Source organism: Dorea sp. AM10-31, assembly GCF_003435815.1.
In the GTDB taxonomy this organism is placed as follows: Bacteria; Bacillota; Clostridia; order Lachnospirales; family Lachnospiraceae; genus Dorea_D; species Dorea_D hominis.
On record NZ_QTUV01000014.1, the window covers coordinates 1 to 18564 of the forward strand.

The following is an 18564-nucleotide window of genomic DNA, read 5'->3' on the forward strand; positions in this document are numbered from 1 at the left end:
AAACTAACTGCCACGTCCTACTTTTGAATTAATGTGTTTTGCTCATCTCTATATATTTCTAATGATACCTACGGATTACTACGTGCCAGGCACTCTCGCAATCCTACACAATATTCGCATATCGCAAGGCTACGCCTTGGCTTTTATGCTCATATTGCAAGGCTACGCCTTAGCTTTTATACTCATATTGTTGCAGGTCTCTCAAACTCGCAAGCACTTTTATGCAAGCATAACGTGCATACGGGTTCGGAGACCTTAGGTATCATTAGATCAAATTCTTTGTAATTGTGCAGAATGCGTCGCATTCGATTCTCTCAAGCATGCTGTATGCGAGGTAGATGCTTGGACCGGATACAACAACGCCGTGTTTTGGCATGATCATTCCGATTGGTTTTTTCACTGCTGTCTCGCGGTGATCTTCGAAATACTGATATACATTTCTGCTCAGCTCTTCAGAGTAAGCTTTTGTCCATTCGATACATCCGACTTCGCCACGTCCCATAGTAGCTTCTGTTACGTTCGGAATCGGTTTGGACTGAGCAACGAATGGCATACAGTAGAACGGATGTGCATGGATTGTACACTCAATCTCTTTGAAGTTCTGTAAGATCAGTACATGCATCAGACTTTCTCTGGAAAGTTTGCCTTCGCCTTCAATGATGTTGCGGTCATAGTCGATCAGAAGGAAATCTTCCGGCTGCATCTCGCAATGTTTTCTTTCAGACATCAGAGATGGAGAGATTAAGATACGGTTCTCGTCTACACGTACAGCAAAGTTACCGCCTGCAGCATTTGTCAGTCTGCGGTCCCACATCATTTTTGCTACCTTGCACATTTCCAGTCTCATTTCATAGTAAGATAAGTTGCTCATAATTCATTCTCCTTTTATTGTATTTGATTTATTTGTTTTTTTCAATTGTTACCTGTTGGTTTTGGGTATCTATTTGATCTTCTCGATTGTTACCTGCTCTTTTAATTCTTTCGCGCGTTCCAGATCATAACCGGCAGAAAGCTTGGATTCTGCGGTTGCGGCAGATACGGCAGTTGCGATACGAATGGTATCCTCAATGGAATATCCTTCGGATAAACCATATACAAAACCAGAAAGGAAGCAGTCGCCACATCCGATCGTGTTCTGTACATTTACTTTCGGCGGGTGTACACGGTAATAACCTTCCGGAGCTTTTACAATAGATCCGTCTCCGCCTAATGAAACGGCGATGATCGGGACATTGTAAGAATCCAGTGATTCAATCGCTTCTACTATAGAGGCGTCGTCTTCAGCAATCGGATGACCGGCAAGTGTGGACAGCTCATCCAGGTTCGGCTTGATCATATATGGAGTCTCGCGGATACATTCTTTCAGAGATTTACCACTTGTATCTAAGAAAAACTTTAAATCCCGGTCGCGGAACATCTCGAGGATCTTATTATATACGGAAGGATCCGGTGAGTTGGATGCGTCTCCGGAGAAAATAAGGTAATCACCCGGCTGGATGGTTGCTTTCATATCTTCAAGAAGTTCATTTAACTCCTCTGTCTTTAAAGTAACACCACGCTCGGCTGCAATTGTGCAGTCACCTGTATCTTCTATAATAAGGTAATTTGTTCTTGTCTCTCTGGAACCGTCATCATAATGTTTAAAACGGACCTCGATGCCGTATTCATTCAGCATATTTATGACTTTCTGCCCGCTTTTGCCATGGCTGATTCCGAATGCAGTGTTCTCTTTGCCGAGAATCTTCAGATTAATAGAAACGTGTGTACCTTTGCCTCCGATCGTATCGACAGTTTTTTGGATTCGATTTGTAATATTTTTGTCGAATCTGCTCAAATAAAGAATTCTGTCAATAGCGGGGTTAAGTGTCAATGTGTGTATCATATTCTACCCCTTTCTGTATTACACAAGTAAACAAACAAGTTCTGAAAGTATAATAACACAGAAACGGAAATAAAACAACACAAAACTAAGAAAGTTAATAAAATAACAAATGCAAACGGATAAGATTATGAACGAGATATGAACAAAAAAATCATAAATTTACAACAAAATTAACAAAAAAGACAAAAAATAACATGCCGAAAGATAAAAATTGACTTGACATACAACGCGATAGGTAGTAGTATTGAGCACATAGAAAGCGTATTGCATAAATAAATTGATATAAAGGTGAACAGAATTATGAAAAATGTATAATCCAAAACATATACAATCATAAACGGTCACAAACAAACACAAAAGTAACATCAAAACAACATGCAAGAGCGAAATATTTAAGGGAGGGAATGGAAAGTGGAGAACATCAAAATGCGTGTCAGTGGAATTAACAAGTCGTTTCCGGGTGTTAAAGCTCTGGACAATGTTAATTTCGCCGTTAGAAAAGGAACGGTTCACGCTCTTTGTGGAGAGAACGGTGCCGGTAAGTCAACATTGATGAAAATCATTAACGGAATTTACAAAGCAGATTCCGGACAGATCTTTCTTGATGAGAAACCGGTAACAATTAAAGATCCGATTCAGGCGAGAGATTATGGTATCGCAATGATCGCACAGGAACTGAACTATGTACCGGAAATGTCAATCGAAGAGAACTTGTTCTTAGGACGCCTTCCGGTGACTAAATTTGGCAATGTTGATTGGAAGAGAGTTCGTAGAGAGACGATTGAATTTCTGAGACAGGAGAATCTTCCATATAAACCGGATCAGAAATTAAAAACATTAACAGTATCTGACATTCAGATGCTTGAGATCATCAAAGCAATTTCCAACAACGCTCAGATCGTAATCATGGATGAGCCTACATCAGCAATCACAAACCGTGAGGTTGAGGTGTTGTTCGGCAAGATCGCAGAACTGAAAAAGAAAGGCGTAAGTATTATTTACATTTCTCATAAGATGGAAGAAGTATTCCGTATTGCGGATGACATCACAGTTCTTCGAGACGGTAAGACAGTTGAGACACATCCGGCATCAGAGATCGATCTTGACAAAGTCATTGCACTGATGGTTGGACGTAAGATGGACAATGTTTATCCGAAAGAAGAAGTTGAAATTGGTGAGCCGATCCTTGAAATAGAAGGACTTGGAAGCAAAGGTGTATTTAAAGATATTAACTTTAAAGCTAACAAAGGTGAGATCGTAGGATTTGCCGGATTGATGGGTGCAGGACGTACCGAAACAATGAGAGCAATCTTCGGACTGGATCCTTATGATGAAGGAAAGATCAAAGTTCACGGCAAAGAAGTTACTATTAAGAAGGTAAGCGACAGTATCGCACAGAAAGTCGTAATGCTTTCCGAAGACAGAAGACGTTATGGTATCATCCCGATCCGAAGCGTTATGGAAAATGCAAGCATTTCCAGTCTGGACAAGATCATCTATGGCGGAAGATGGCATCCGAAGGTGGAAAAAGAACTGGTAAGCAAGTATTTTGAAAAGATGCATGTTAAAACACCATCTCTTGAAACTGCAATTCAGGGACTGAGTGGTGGTAACCAGCAGAAAGTACTTCTGGCTAAATGGATGTTAAGAGATCCGGATGTATTGATTCTGGATGAGCCTACCAGAGGTATCGACGTCGGAGCTAAATTCGAGATTTACAGACTGATGACAGACCTGGTTAAAGAAGGAAAGACAGTTATTATGGTTTCCTCTGAACTGCCGGAGCTGATCGGAATGTGCGACAGAATTTACATAATGAACAAAGGTAGAATCACTGGTTGTCTGAGCAAGGATGAGTTCTCACAAGAGACAATCATGAGATATGCAATGTAATTAGCGGAGGGATTGAGAAAATGAAAAATTCAAAAGCGAGAGATTTTATACACAAGTTTTCGATCTATATCATCCTGGTGGCAATGTTCATCATCTGTGCGATCGTAAATGACAACTTTTTATCTGCACGTAACTTAATCAACGTTGCCCGCCAGCTTTCAGTTGGAACAATCCTGGCATACGGTGAAATGTTACTGGTAATCGCAGGACTGATCGACTTGTCTGTTGGTTCTGTACTGGCACTCGCTGGTGTGCTTTCAATCGCAGCATACCAGTCAACCGGATCACTGTTAGTTGGTTTCCTTGTAGCAATCGCAGTTGGTGTTGCATGTAACTTCATCAACGCAATCCTGGTTACACACTTTGATGTACCGGCATTCATTGCTACACTGGCTATGCAGATGTCAGCCAGAGGTGCGGCACTTCGTTTCACAAACGGACAGAACTTACTTCAGTTAAAAGATTACACAGTATTTGGACAGGGTAACTTAGGACCGATTCCGATGCCTGTAGTATTCATGATCATTATTACAATTATTACATGGTATATTATGACACATACAAGATTCGGTCGTTCTCTTTACGCTATCGGTGGTAATGAAGGAGCAGCAATCGCATCTGGTATCAATGTTAAGAGGAACAAATACATCATCTACATCATCAATGGTATCTTTGCAGGTATCGCAGGTGTGCTCTTTATGTCTCGTGTAAATGCAGGTCTTCCGAACGGAGCTGTAGGATATGAGATGGAAGGTTTGACAGCTACTATCGTCGGTGGTACTAGTTTCTCAGGTGGTGTTGGTACAACAATGGGAACTCTTGCCGGTGGATTTATCATCGGTTTCCTGAACAACATCATGAACCTGATGGGTGTAGACTCTTATGTACAGCAGATTGTTAAAGGTATCATCATCGCACTCGCCGTAGTTGCAGATATCAGATCTAAGAATAAGAAGACACAGAAAGTTATCCTTGCAGCAGATGACAATGATGACAAGAAAGAAAAAGCAGCAGCCAAATAATGAATGCACAAGTTGCAGAACTTTTACAATATAAACCAAATAAGGAGGATTTCAATCTATGAAAAAGAAAGTAATCAGCGCTATCCTTTGCGCAGCAATGGTATCTACAATGGCAGTAGGATGTAGCTCATCCGACAGCAAAAAAGACTCTAAGAGTGACAAAAAAGACGGCTACAAAGTAGCTTATATCGCAAGAGCTCAGGAAGACTCTTTCGCAGCTTGGTTAGCTGACGAGATGAGAGCAGCATTCAAGAAAACAGGGGACATGTCATTAGAGGTATTCGATGGAGAAGCTAACGACGAGAAAGAGAACTCTATCATTGAGAACTGTATCGCAAACGGATATGACGGAATTATTGTTCAGGCTAACAATGGAGAAGCTCAGCTCCCATACATTCAGCAGATCGTAGAAGCTGACATCCCATGTATCACAACAAACCCACGTGTTGAGTGTGAAGGAACAGGATCTGTAGATGCTGATCCATACGAGCAGGCAAAAGTAAACTGTGAACTGGCTCTTAAGAAAATCCCGAAAAACGCTAAAGTTGTAGTTCTTCAGGGACCTGCAGGAAACTTCCACAGCACAAAGAGAAGAGAAGCATGGAAGAAAGAATTCTTCGACAAGAGATCTGATGTTAAGATCTTAGCAGAAGATATCGCTAACTGGAACAAAGACGAAGCTATGCAGCTCATGGAAGACTGGGTACAGGCTTATGGAAAGATTGACGCTGTTATCTCTATGAACGACAACATGGCAGCTGGAGCAATCGAAGCAGTTAAAGATAACGCTAAATACAAAAACATGCAGGCATATGGTGTAGACGGAACTGCAGAGGCTTGCTTACTTATCAAAGAAGGTAAGATGACATCTACAGGACTTCAGTCAGCTATCGACCTTGCTAAGATGAATACAGAAGCTATGCATGATGTATTAACAGGTAAGAAGAAAGTTACTGACATCAACGACAACGTTCCTGCACCACTTATCACATCTGACAATGTTGACGAATACATCCAGATGTACAAAGACAACGGACAGATTAAAGAATAATTTGAACGTATGAAAAATTAATCACAGAATTAGATTAATGACTTAATCAATGTCAGTGAGAAAAAGTATATTGTAAGAGTAGACATAACTGGCAGGTCAAATATCGGCTTGCCAGTTATTATTTTCAAAAAATAGTTCGAGAAATTTTTAACAGATTGAAAGGAGATACGTGAAATGAAAAACAGAGGAGCATTTATGACAGACCTGGATAAAATGGAAATCCGTGATATTCCAATGCCAACACCGAAAGAGAAAGAAGTTCTGGTTGAACTGGAATATGTAGGAATCTGTGGTTCTGATGTACATTATTTCCATGATGGAAGATGCGGAAGCTATGTAGTAGATGGAGACTTCATGCTTGGACATGAGTGTGCCGGAACAGTTGTAGAACTTGGAGAAGGTGTAGAGAACCTGAAAGTCGGAGACAGAGTAGCTCTGGAGCCGGGAATCACATGCGGACAGTGTGAATTCTGTAAATCAGGACGTTACAACCTTTGCCCGGATGTACAGTTCCTTGCAACACCACCGGTACAGGGATGCTATGAGAACTACATCGCATTCCCGGAGAACATGTGCTTCAAACTTCCGGACAACATCAGCACAAAAGAAGGTGCACTTGTTGAGCCATTATCAGTAGGTATGCACGCAGCTAACCAGGGAAATGTACAGCTTGGAGACTCTGTAGTAATTCTTGGAGCAGGTTGTATCGGACTTGTAACATTACTTGCTTGTAAAGCACACGGTGCTACAGATATCACAGTTGTTGACGTAATTCCAAAACGTCTGGACTATGCTATGAAATTAGGAGCTACACGTGTGATCAACGGAAAAGAAGTAGATGCTATCGAAGAAGTTAAGAAGATCACAAACGGAGCCGGTGTTGACAAAGTTATGGAAACAGCAGGATCTCCATTTACAATCAAAGAGACTCCATTCATGGTTAAGAGAGGCGGAACAATCGTATTAGTTGGTATTTCTGCTCAGGAAACAGTTGAATTTAACTTTGCTCAGATCATGGACAAAGAGCCGGAAATCAAATCTGTATTCCGTTACAGAAACATCTACCCACAGGCAATCGCAGCTATCTCTGATGGCCTGATCGATGTATCCGGAATCGTTACACATGAATTTGATTTCGATAACATTCAGGAAGCATTTGACTGTGCAATCAATAACAAAGACGATGTAGTAAAAGCTGTAATTAAGATCAAATAATATAATACCAAGGTAAAAAGGTCGGTCGCCACGTGAGCTAGATCATATGTGGCGGACAGACCTTGGGACCTGTCCCAATATGAGCATAAAAGTGGGATATTAATCCCACGATATGCGAATAGTGGGTAGGATTGCGGGAGTGCAACGCACGTAGCAATCCGTGGGTATTATAAAAAACAGATGAATACAGCAAAATGGAGGTTTATGATGGTAGACTATAGAAATTTTAATGAAGATTTCAGTCTGGAAGGCAAGACAGCAATTGTAACTGGTGCAGCTAGTGGTATCGGATATGAGATTGCAAAAATGTATGCAAGAAAAGGCGCTAACGTAGTAAGCTTTGACATGAACAAGGCAGATGACCTTGACGATTACATGAAGGAGCAGGGCGTAGGTTATCTCGCATATGTTGGAAACATTACAAAAACTGCAGATATTGATGACTGTGTGGCAAAGACAGTTGAGACATTCGGAAGACTGGATATTCTTGTAAACTGCGCAGGAATCGGTGTTGTACAGAGTGTTCTGGATCATGAGGAAGATCTCTGGGATAAGACACTTAGCATCAACCTGACAGGAACAGTAAGATTTGGACGTGCTGCTGCAAAAGTTATGAAAGAACAGGGCGGCGGAAAGATCATCAACATGGGTTCCCAGGCAGGAGTTGTTGCACTTGACGGACATCTGACCTACGGATGTTGTAAAGCTGCTGTAATCTATGCTACAAAACAGTTCGCTATGGAACTGGCACAGTACAACATTAATGTAAATGCAATCTCTCCAACAATTATCCTGACTCCGATGGGAGAAGAAAACTGGAATAATGAACGTGGAGTAGAATTTAAAAAGAAAATTCCGGCACATAGATTTGGTTATCCGGAAGAAGTGGCAGCATGCGCAGTATTCCTTGCAAGTGACGCATCCAGCCTCGTAAACGGAGCAAATCTTGTGATCGATGGTGGATTTACCATCTGCTAAACAAGAGTAATTACTCAAATATTTTATTTCAATGATGCTTTCGCCGTGCAGTCGTTAGCCCCGCTGCATGGCGATATAGCTAAAAAAGCTAAGAAAACAATGACGGAGGTCTAAAACAATGGAAGAAAAAAGAGTGCAGGAGCTGGCTGCGAAGGCAGTAAAAGTCCGCAGAACAGCATTAGAAGCAATCGAAGCCGCTCATTCAGGACACGTAGGTGGATCCTTTTCAGTGGCAGATATTTTGACAGTTTTATATTGGGAAAAAATGAACATCAACCCGGAGCAGCCTAAAGATCCCGACAGAGACAGATTTGTACTGTCAAAAGGTCATTGTACACCGACTATGTACGCGACATTGGCACTTCGTGGATTCTTCCCGGTAGAAGATCTGAAAACATTCAGAAATGTAGACAGTTATCTCTCCGGACACGTAGAGATGACAAAGGTACCTGGTGTAGATATGTCAGCAGGTTCCCTTGGACAGGGCTTATCCGCAGCAATCGGAATGGCTCTGTGCGGAAAAGTGGATAAGAAAGATTATCGTGTATATGCAGCATTAGGAGATGGCGAGATTCAGGAAGGACAGATCTGGGAGGCAGCTATGGCAGCCGGAAATTACGGACTGGACAACCTGACCGTATTCGTAGATAACAACAATCTGCAGATTGACGGAACCATTGAAGAAGTAATGTCACCATATCCGATTGAAGATAAATTCAAAGCCTTCAAGTGGAATGTACTTACAATCGACGGACACGATTATGCACAGATTGCAGATGCAATTGACAAAGCAAAAGAGACAAAAGGTGCTCCGACGGTTATCGTAGCAAAGACTGTAAAAGGAAAAGGTGTTTCCTTCATGGAAAACAATGTAAAATTCCATGGAAGCACACCGACACCGGAACAGTTTGAACAGGCATTCAAAGAATTAGATGCACAGGCTGCATCATTGGAGGTGTAATTATGGGAGAAGTAATAGCAACAAGAGAAGCCTATGGAAGAGCTCTGTGTGAATTCGGAGCAGATGAGAACATCATGGTATTTGATGCGGATCTTACAATTTGTACAATGTCCTGCTATTTTGCACAGAAGTATCCGGAGAGATTCTTCAACGCAGGTATCGCAGAGTGTAACATGGCAGGTATGGCAGCAGGAGCAGCATCCTGCGGAAAGACAGCATTTATCCATACATTTGCAATGTTTGCGGCAGGAAGAATTTACGATCAGGTAAGAAACTCCATTGCATATCCGGGACTTAATGTAAAAGTTGTCGGAACACATGCAGGACTTTCTGTAGGAGAAGATGGAGCAACTCATCAGTGTATCGAAGACTTAAGTCTGATGCGCACCATCCCGGGAATGACAGTTATCTGCCCATGTGATGCAAATGAGACAAGAGAAGTTGTAAAAGCAATGATCGATTATGACGGACCGTGCTATTTAAGACTGGGACGTTCCGGAGTTGAAAATATAACTGACTCCATCCCGGGATATAAATTTGAACTTGGCAAGGGTGCACAGTTAAAGGACGGAGATGATGTAACAATCATCGCAACAGGTCTGATGGTTCAGGAAGCACTAAAAGCAGCAGATCTTCTCGCAGCAGAAGGAATCAAAGCCCGTGTGATCGACCTGCATACGATCAAACCGATTGACAAAGACATTATCATCAAAGCAGCCAAAGAAACGGGTGCAATTGTAACAACAGAAGAGCACAATGTTATCGGCGGACTTGGCGCAGCAGTAGCAGAAGTCGTTACAGAAAGCTGCCCGGTACCGGTTGTGAAACATGGTGTAGAAGATGTATTTGGACATTCCGGAACTGCAGAAGCACTGATGGTAAAATATGGTTTAACACCGGAGAAGATTGTAGAAAAAGCAAAACAGGCAATCGCCTTAAAAAAATAAACTACAAACAATAATTCAATCGACAAAGGCGACAGCAAAGGAGAAGTTACTATGGACATGATGAAAGCAAACGTATATGACAAACCAGGTCATTGCGAAGTAAAACAGGTTCCGGTACCGGAGATCGGACCACATCAGGTACTGATCAAAGTTATGTCTTGCGGTATTTGTAAAGGCGCAGACGTAGCACTTGCAGCAGGTGGATTCCTTGCAGAGTTCCCACTGTTAAACGGACATGAATTTGCCGGATATGTATACAAAGTCGGTGAGCATGTAGACACATTTAAAGTTGGAGACAGAGTAACTGCAGATAACACAGTACTGTGCGGAGACTGCTACTACTGCAGAAAAGACGAGCCATTATACTGCAAAAATTTCTACTCACTGGGATGCAACGGCCCTGGAGGATTCGCTGAGTATGTAGCAGTGAATGCAGATAAAGTATTTCCGATCAGCGATAACTTGTCTTTCAACGAGGCAATTTTCGCAGAACCGACTGCATGTGCGGTACATTCCATGGACCGTATCCAGGTGAAATTCGGTGATGACGTTCTTGTATATGGATGCGGACCGACAGGAATCATCATGACACAGCTGCTGATGCACTCTAACGCAAATCGTGTTGTAGTATGCGGACCAAGCCAGGACAAACTGGATATCCTGAAGAAATACGGATGTAAAGAGACAATCCTTATGGATCGTAACGATCCAAGCAAACACGAAGCTAAATTAAGAGAAATCGCTCCGGAAGGATTTGATATTCTTGTTGATACAACTGCAAATGTAGATGTAATGGAAAGCATGATCAAATTCGGAAAAATGGGTGCAAAATTCATGATGTTTGCAATGCCGCACGCAGGTGCAAAATGGGCAATTGATCCAGAGTACTGGTATCTCCACGAGATCCAGCTGATCCCGACATGGGCGCAGACACACTGCTTCGGACGTGCACTGGAATATCTTGAGGCTGGAAAAGTACAGGTAAAAGAACTTGTTACACATGAAATGCCACTGGATGATTACGATAAAGGAATTGCGCTGGCTGCCAAGGGAGGTCCGGGCACACTGAAAGTCATCCTTCATCCAAACTACGAAGAATAATAACGGAAAATAAACAGTTAGTGTAGAATTTACAGATTGAATATAAGATTTTCATATGCGCTCCGACAGGTCACTATCGGGGCGCATGCTATATAAAAAATTCAGAAGATAATCGTCAGATCGGTTTGGGAAAAAGGAAGGCAGGAAGATGAAAGCAATAGGATTAGATATCGGAACAACAACCGTATGTGGAGTGCTTGTAGACGCGAAGACAGGAGAACTTTTGGATGCGAAGACGCTTACCAATGACTCTGTGATAGAGAGTGTACATACATACGAACGCACACAGGATGCAGATAAAATTCTTGTGAAATGCAAAAATATATTAGAAGAGTATCTTTCCGAACAGGAAGATATTGTGAGCATTGGCGTAACCGGACAGATGCACGGAATTGTCTATGTAGATGAAAATGGCGTGGCAGTCAGTCCGCTGTATACATGGCAGGATGGCAGAGGAGATTTAGTATGTGCTGATATCCAGAAGAAACAACCAGTAGTGGATTCTGAGGGCATGGGAAATACAGATACTGAAAGCAAAGTGGCAGACAATTCAGAGATGGGTGATTCTGGAAATATAGATAACGGAAACAAAGTGGCAGACAACGCAGAGGTTGCAGAATTAGGAAACGGCGCTATAACATATGCAGCAGAATTGTCTCAGCTCACCGGCTATCACATGGCATCCGGATTCGGACTGACAACCAATTATTACAATACAAAACATGGACTTGTACCAGAAGAAGCAAAGTCATTTTGCACGATCCCGGATTATGTTGCAATGTCTCTGGCAGGTGAGAAGAGACCGAAGATGCATCAGACAATGGCGGCAAGTCTCGGACTTTACAATATGGAAGCCGGAGATTTCGACCGCACGTCGGTAGAAAAAGCCGGTATGAACCCGGAATTACTTCCGGAAGTAGCAACAACAAGCACGATATGCGGGGCTTATACAGCAGATATGGAGAAATATCCGACATATGCGGGGAAAACAATCCCGGTCGCAGTTGCATTTGGAGATAATCAGGCAAGTTTCTTAGGTTCTGTCAATCAGGACTGCAAAGTATTGTTAAATGTAGGAACCGGCGGACAGGTATCTGTTTACAGCGAAGAGCTGGTAAAAGCAGATGGAATCGAGTGCCGCCCATATTTGAAAGGTTCCTATCTGATGGCAGGCTCTTCTTTGTGTGGTGGATATTCCTACAATCTTGTGAAACGATTTTTTGAGGAAATCTATGCACTGGCAGGCGTAGGCTGCCCGAAAGATATTTACAGTATCATGAACCGGATCGCAGGAGAAGCTGCAGAAAAAGAGAAAACATTGACAGTCGATACAAGATTCAATGGAAGTCGTGAGAATCCGGCACTGACCGGAAGTATTACCGGGCTGACAGTAGATACCTTCCATCCGGGAGATCTGGCGTACGGTGTACTTCGAGGACTGTGCGAAGAGCTGTATCAGTTTTATAATGTACTGCCGGAGAATCTGAAAGATGGCAGTCACTTTGTCGGAAGCGGAAATGGAATTCGCAAAAACCCACTGTTGCAGAAGATTGCAAGCGATCGTTTCCGGATGAAACTTCGTATCCCGAAATACGCAGAAGAAGCGGCATATGGAGCAGTGTTATTTTCCCTGCTTGCAAGCGGCGAGCGTGAAACTCTGGAAGATGTGCAGAGGCTGATACGGTATGAAGCGTAGAAAGCTGCAGAAGATTGTATTTGATGAGTGGATATATAAAAGACTCTTAGCAATACGTAGGAGGAAATGATGTTAAGAGGGATCTTTTTAATAGATTTGTAAAAATATTTGGTAAAGATTGCTGAAAATGGAAAGAATTTCGAAACGAAAGTAAACGAAAGTAGACAAAAACAATCGATAATGCTAGAATAATTTTATAAGAAATTTACGTATTATATAGGAGGAATGAACCATGAAAATTGCAATCGGATGCGATCCAAATGCACAGGCAGCAAAAGAGGAAGTTATCAAGTATATCGAATCTAAAGGATACGGAGAAGTTACAGACTTCGGAAGCGAAGACCCGATTTACGCACATACAGCAGTCAAAGTTGCAGAAGCAGTTGCAGCAAAAGAATATGATCGTGGTATTCTGATCTGCGGAACAGGTATTGGAGTATCTATCGCAGCTAATAAAGTTAAAGGTGCATATGCAGCACTGATCTCTGACGTATATTCAGCGCAGAGAGCAAGACTGAGCAACGATGCTAATATCGCTTGTATGGGAGCTTTTACAACAGGAAATAAAGTAAGAGAACTTCTTGTAGATGCATTCCTTGGCAACGAATTCGTACCGGGATGCTCATCACAGCCGAAGGTAGACGCATTCGTTAAATACGATAACGAGAGATAATAAAAAATAAGACAGACACCGCTTATGGAAAACCATAGGCGGTTTTTTTACAGCTTCTTTTATATATGAGAAGCCAAAACTATATAATTTTTGGATATTCCGTCCCTCTCATTCGTATATAAAGTGAAAACAAAAAGGAGGTGGAAAGATATTGGAATGGACGAAAGACAAATTCTATCGTATGTATGAAGAATATAATGGCATGGTATATCGGTTGTGTATGTTGTACCTGAAAAATAAGAGTGATGCAGGGGATGCGGTTCAGGATATATTTTTGAAAATGTGGGAGAAGGAGCCGGAATTTGCAAATGAAGTACACATTCGTGCGTGGCTTCTTCGTACAACAAAACATACATGCCTGGATATATTAAAGAGTGGTTGGTTTAAAAGAAGAGCAGATCGCGAGCCGGATTTGCAACAAATTCCACAGGAACAAAAAGAAGAATATTGCTTGTTGGAAAAGGTTCAAAAGCTTCCGGAAAAGTATAGGGAAGTATTGTATTTTTATTACTATGAAGAATATTCAGTAAAGGAAATCAGTGCTATGACCGGAATAAAAGAAAGCACGATACAATCCAGATTATCAGCAGCAAGAAAACAGTTAAAAATGATGTTAGAAACGAGAAAGGAGGAAGAAATATGAAGTATGGGCAGATGAATAAGAATCAGATAAAAAAAGCATTTTTGCTGTTAGAGCCTTCAGCGCAGGTGCAGGAAGATATATGGAATAAAATAGAAAAACAGATAGATGAACCAACAGTGGGACGGATGATAAAATCGGAAAATAGGAAAAGAACAAAGGAAAAAGGATATTACAGGAAGGTTTTTCTAAAAGCGGCAGCATTTTTGGTGCTTGCAGTCGGAATTTTAGGAGCCATTGACAGGATGAATGGTGGAAAAATGATGGAGGTTCTTGCAAATTTCTGGAAAGTGGATAAAGACAGTCAGCATGTAGTGCAGAAGATGACGGACTATCATGTGAAAGTAGATACTGCTTACGCACCGGAACTTCTGGAAGATACGAAAGAAAGAATTATTTTTGCAGGGACATTTGGCGTCGTTATTTATGATCAGGAGAGAGGACGGGTAGAAGGGACGATAGATCTTGATAAAATTCAAAGTAATTTCTTCGGTACAGAAACATTAAAGACAAGATTTATTGTTGATGGAGATAATTTGTATATTTACAATTGCCAAGAAGGGAAGCCATATGGAAAATATTATCGCTATGATCTTGGTATGTGTAAGGGAAATTTAAAGAAGAAGGAAATTTCTTCGCTGTCGCCGGTCGAGACAAAAAAAGTTACAGAAAATCTGGAAAAACAAAGAAAGAAATCACAAAGATATAAAACAACCTGGGAGCAATTTTCAAATGCAGAAAAAATATTTGAAGGAAAGATTTACAGTGAAAAATGTTTGAGAACGAAAGTAAAAAATGGGGGAATCCAGAACTCTTGCCTGGTATTGAAAAAGAATGCCGGTACATCAAAGTATCAGATGTATATATATCGACAAAACCAGAATACAAAAAAAATAACAAAAGATAAACTTTATGTTTTTGCTATAGAATCTGATGCAGAGGAGAAAAACTATCCAAAATATTATGTAGCGGATAAAAATTCAGTGAAACAGGCATTGATTAACTGCTTTTACGAAAATCCAAAAGTATATGCAGGAAGTGTATATCATGGAAAGAATATAGAATCTACATTGCCTGAAAAGCAATATGAATTGGTGCTTCCGATTATTCAAATTACAGGTATAAAAAAGCAGGGTGATACGGTTAAAATAATTGGTACATTTTACTGGTATGGCTTTGTGACTTCAGGTAAGACATTATACGAGTCAGATGCGGATGGAAACAGAGCGGTTGCATATCTAAAAGAAACAAAAGATGGCTATAAAGTGGAGAAAATTATCTGTCCAAGAGGTGGAGGCTATTACCGGAAAGACTTGGAACAAATATATGGAAAAGATGATGTGGCAGTTCAAAAAACATTGGACATGGATGTCGAGAGTGGTGTAGTTGAAACATTAAAAGAATATGTGAAACAAAATCAGCAGAAATTTGTATATTATAAAGCGTTTGGACGGGATCCGCAAAATCTGAAATAAGACGGATGGGGTTGCCGCACAAATGATATATTCATTCTTTTTGATAATAAAATTTGCATACAAAAGTTGTGAAATAAGTTGAAAAGATGCTTTGATAGTGCTAAACTCCTATAAAAGCATCTTTTTCTTTTGCGCTTTTGAAGCGTGTCTTATTCATATCTAAAGTATCTGAAAGGAATTCATGCTTTTAAATTTCACTAATAGCAGCAGGAGTCCTTGAGGTACTTAAAAGACCGCACAAATTTCTTGTGAAGGACTCATAATCAAAGAAGGGAGAAATTCATGAGAAAAAACAGAGAGTACAAAAGCGATGTGTTTTCCATGTTAATGGAAAGCAAAGAAAATGCGCTGGAAGACTGGTTGAAAGATAATGACAAAGATTTATTCAGCAGAAGGCAAATACAGATACCGACACCGCACTTTATTGTATTTTATAATGGGATGCAAAAGAAACCAGAATACGAAGAAATGAGATTGTCGGATTCTTTTTACCACAAAGCACAGGAACCACAGATAGAGATCATCTGCAAGGTTTATAATATCAATCCGGAAAATAATCAGAAGTTGAAAAAGAAATCAACAGTGCTGGAGGGATATACATACTTTGTGGAAAAAGTAAGAGAGAATCAAAGACAGCAAATGAATCTGGAAGAGGCAGTTGACAGTGCGATACATGATTGTATAGATTATCATGTATTGGAAGATTTTTTCAGGAGAAGAAAGGATGAAGTAAAGAAAATGACACATCTGGATTACACATGGGAAAAGCGGGAAAGGTTAATACGCATGGAAGAATATGCAGATGGCGAAGCGGCTGGACTGCGTGAAGGCAAAGCTGTTGGAATACGTGATTCTCTACTGGAACTCTTACAGGAGTTTGGCGATATACCGGAAGCACTTCAAACCCGGATTGAATCAGAAAAAGATTTGCAGGTTTTAACAAGCTGGTTGAAAGTCGCCGCGAGAGCGGACTCCCTGGAAGAATTTCAAGAGAAAACAGGACTGCTGTGATGGTGGTATGAGTAAATAAAGTGAAGAAGCACCCACAAAACCTGCCACTGGCAACTTCTTTCGGATGCAATAGATGTTTTAGAAAAGATAGTGTCGTAGTACCGATTAAAAAAATCGTTACTGCGACACTTTTTTTATATAAGTTATCTATAATACTTATATTAATTTCGAATTTGTTTTCCAACCACACCTTTTGTAGAATGGAGCTAAGAACTATTGGCGCAAAATAACATTATAACCAGAAGGAAAGGAAGGAAAAAGTATTGAAAAATCAAGCAAAACGAGTGCTGATGTTTGGACTGATGATAGCAGTAGCATTGTCTATGTTATTGCCAAATGTCAGTGAGGCAGCAGCGAAGAAACCGGCAGCAGTAAAGGCTAAGACAGTGAAAGTCTACAAGAGCACCAGCAACACGAAGACAGCAACCGTGAAAGTAAAATGGAAGAAAGCAAAAAATGCGAAGAAATACCGCGTTGCTTACAAAGCAAAGAGCAAAAAGAGCTGGAAGAAAGTGACAACCAAAAAGACAGCGGTCACATTAAAGAATCTGAAAGGAAATACAAAGTATTCTGTAAAAGTACGCAGTCTGAATGGCAAGAAGTACAGCAAATATAGTAAGGCAAAGACATTTAAGACAAAGAAACTGGTGAAGAAGCCATCAAAACCGGATGAGCCGAAACCGCCGATTGACGAGAAACCGGAATTAAAAATTGATAAATCTGAAGTGACATTGTATGTAAAAGATGGCTATACAGCGACAGTAACAGCAAGTGGAATCGATACAGACAAGCTGACATGGGAGTCTTCCGATGAAGCAGTTGCAACTGTAGAAAATGGTGTGATCACACCGGTAGGAGAAGGAAAAGCAGTGATCAGTGTATCTGGAGAAGACCAGAAAAAAGAGTGTCAGGTTACTGTAAAATCCAGCGCATATCAGTATGTTACAGCGAAAGATGTACTTACGTCACTTGCATCCGGTAACAGCGAATACGAATTGATCGACGTGCGCCAGAACATAGATAAGAGCGGACTGGACATGGGTTCTTATACAAAAGCACATGTGATCAGCGCACTTGGTGCCCCGATGATGTCTGATGAATACGATTACCTTGCAGCTGATCAATGTGTAGAGAATCTGAAGAAAGTGGGCTTGTCCAATGAAAACGGTAAAAAACATGTATTTATCTGCTATTATGGTGGCGAAATTGCACAAATTGGAGTAAAAGTCGCAAGAAGTCTGATGGGAATCAACAATGATGACATCTATATCTTGGAAAGCGGACAGTGGTCTATGGATCCGGAATGGTCATCCATGGCAAAGAATCCATATGAAGCGCCACAGTATCTTATCGGAATGGGAACATTGAAAACAGGAGAAGCAGTGCAGACTATGACAAAGAGTCAACTTACAACAGCAATGACAGGAGAGATCAAGATCTGTAACGTACTGGATGTTCGTGTAAAAGCAGATTACGATGCAGGTCATATCGACGGAGCTGTGTCAGCATCTGTAAAAGAAAATGACGGAAGTGCATTGAAAGAAGAAGTGCAGAAAGCCGGAAAGACCTCTGTATTCGTACTTGTCGGAGATGGACAAGGCGAAGACGTAGCAGAAGCATATCAGAAAATGCTTGGTTACGGAGTAGCAGCAAATCAGATCGTAGTACTTGACGGCGGTATGAGTAAATAAAATGAATAAGCAATTTTAAACAGCTCCCCGGTACAGTAGTGTATCGGGGAGCTGTCTTTGAAAATAGGATGAATTGAAGTTACTAAGCCTTAACCCACTTGCCAATCCATTTATGAGTCGTTTTATTGTATTTCCGCTTGTACAGAACACCATTTACTGTTTTATATCTCCACTCGATAACATCACCACGTCTTGGAGAGATAGAGATTTTCTGAGGCGTTGCCGTATAAGTGGAATGAGTAATATTTGTGGAAGCCTGCGTAGTACATGGTGCAAATAAGCTAAATACTAATAGATAAACTGGAATTAATTTGACTCTTTTTTTCAT

The 18564-nt window shown here is 40.9% G+C and carries 17 protein-coding genes; 14 read left to right on the top strand and 3 right to left on the bottom strand.

The window, feature by feature from the left end:
- Nucleotides 1-265 precede the first annotated feature (265 nt).
- Together DW125_RS13690 and DW125_RS13695 are read right to left on the bottom strand one after the other, a co-directional pair.
- Nucleotides 266-871 (bottom strand): class II aldolase/adducin family protein, encoded by a 606-nt coding sequence (locus tag DW125_RS13690; RefSeq protein ID WP_021860293.1) that lies wholly within the window; start codon nucleotides 869-871, stop codon nucleotides 266-268.
- Nucleotides 872-940: 69 nt separating this feature from the next.
- A complete protein-coding gene (locus DW125_RS13695; protein ID WP_021860292.1) occupies nucleotides 941-1882 on the bottom strand; it encodes a 1-phosphofructokinase family hexose kinase in 942 nt (313 codons plus the stop codon).
- A 411-nt stretch (nucleotides 1883-2293) separates the two neighbouring features.
- Here DW125_RS13695 and DW125_RS13700 point away from each other — a divergent pair, with 411 nt between their 5' ends.
- From DW125_RS13700 to DW125_RS13765, 14 genes are all read left to right on the top strand, one after another.
- Nucleotides 2294-3775 (top strand): sugar ABC transporter ATP-binding protein, encoded by a 1482-nt coding sequence (locus DW125_RS13700; RefSeq protein WP_330411938.1) that lies wholly within the window; start codon nucleotides 2294-2296, stop codon nucleotides 3773-3775.
- Between the two features lie 20 nt (nucleotides 3776-3795).
- Entirely contained in the window at nucleotides 3796-4797 is a 1002-nt protein-coding gene (locus tag DW125_RS13705) for an ABC transporter permease (RefSeq protein ID WP_117538499.1), read from the top strand.
- A gap of 58 nt (nucleotides 4798-4855) precedes the next feature.
- Complete coding sequence (locus tag DW125_RS13710) at nucleotides 4856-5848, top strand: sugar ABC transporter substrate-binding protein (RefSeq protein ID WP_117538500.1); 993 nt, start codon at nucleotides 4856-4858, stop codon at nucleotides 5846-5848.
- A 174-nt stretch (nucleotides 5849-6022) separates the two neighbouring features.
- Nucleotides 6023-7063 (top strand): NAD(P)-dependent alcohol dehydrogenase, encoded by a 1041-nt coding sequence (locus DW125_RS13715; RefSeq protein WP_117538501.1) that lies wholly within the window; start codon nucleotides 6023-6025, stop codon nucleotides 7061-7063.
- Nucleotides 7064-7267: 204 nt separating this feature from the next.
- On the top strand, nucleotides 7268-8041 hold the full coding sequence (locus tag DW125_RS13720; protein ID WP_118520761.1) for a GolD/DthD family dehydrogenase: 774 nt from the start codon (nucleotides 7268-7270) through the stop codon (nucleotides 8039-8041).
- A 118-nt stretch (nucleotides 8042-8159) separates the two neighbouring features.
- Nucleotides 8160-9002: a transketolase gene (locus DW125_RS13725; protein ID WP_021860285.1), complete on the top strand. Its 843-nt coding sequence runs from the start codon at nucleotides 8160-8162 to the stop codon at nucleotides 9000-9002.
- A 2-nt stretch (nucleotides 9003-9004) separates the two neighbouring features.
- Entirely contained in the window at nucleotides 9005-9949 is a 945-nt protein-coding gene (locus tag DW125_RS13730) for a transketolase family protein (RefSeq protein ID WP_117538503.1), read from the top strand.
- 51 nt (nucleotides 9950-10000) lie between these two features.
- Nucleotides 10001-11050, top strand: a complete 1050-nt coding sequence (locus tag DW125_RS13735) for a zinc-dependent alcohol dehydrogenase family protein (protein ID WP_117538504.1) — start codon at nucleotides 10001-10003, stop codon at nucleotides 11048-11050.
- Between the two features lie 148 nt (nucleotides 11051-11198).
- Entirely contained in the window at nucleotides 11199-12746 is a 1548-nt protein-coding gene (locus DW125_RS13740) for a sedoheptulokinase (RefSeq protein ID WP_117538505.1), read from the top strand.
- Nucleotides 12747-12978: 232 nt separating this feature from the next.
- Nucleotides 12979-13419: an RpiB/LacA/LacB family sugar-phosphate isomerase gene (locus DW125_RS13745; RefSeq protein ID WP_021860281.1), complete on the top strand. Its 441-nt coding sequence runs from the start codon at nucleotides 12979-12981 to the stop codon at nucleotides 13417-13419.
- Between the two features lie 151 nt (nucleotides 13420-13570).
- Nucleotides 13571-14062 carry an RNA polymerase sigma factor gene (locus DW125_RS13750; RefSeq protein ID WP_117538506.1) on the top strand — a complete coding sequence of 164 codons (492 nt, stop codon included), beginning with the start codon at nucleotides 13571-13573 and terminating at the stop codon, nucleotides 14060-14062.
- Entirely contained in the window at nucleotides 14059-15534 is a 1476-nt protein-coding gene (locus DW125_RS13755; protein WP_117538507.1) for a hypothetical protein, read from the top strand. The genes DW125_RS13750 and DW125_RS13755 overlap by 4 nt, the downstream gene beginning before the upstream one ends.
- Nucleotides 15535-15816: 282 nt before the next feature.
- Nucleotides 15817-16545, top strand: a complete 729-nt coding sequence (locus DW125_RS13760; RefSeq protein ID WP_117538508.1) for a hypothetical protein — start codon at nucleotides 15817-15819, stop codon at nucleotides 16543-16545.
- A 263-nt stretch (nucleotides 16546-16808) separates the two neighbouring features.
- Nucleotides 16809-18236 carry a rhodanese-like domain-containing protein gene (locus DW125_RS13765; RefSeq protein ID WP_117538509.1) on the top strand — a complete coding sequence of 476 codons (1428 nt, stop codon included), beginning with the start codon at nucleotides 16809-16811 and terminating at the stop codon, nucleotides 18234-18236.
- A gap of 82 nt (nucleotides 18237-18318) precedes the next feature.
- On the opposite strand, the gene DW125_RS13770 is transcribed toward DW125_RS13765, so the two are convergent.
- Nucleotides 18319-18564, bottom strand: coding sequence for a hypothetical protein (locus DW125_RS13770; RefSeq protein ID WP_117538510.1), 246 nt, complete (start codon nucleotides 18562-18564; stop codon nucleotides 18319-18321).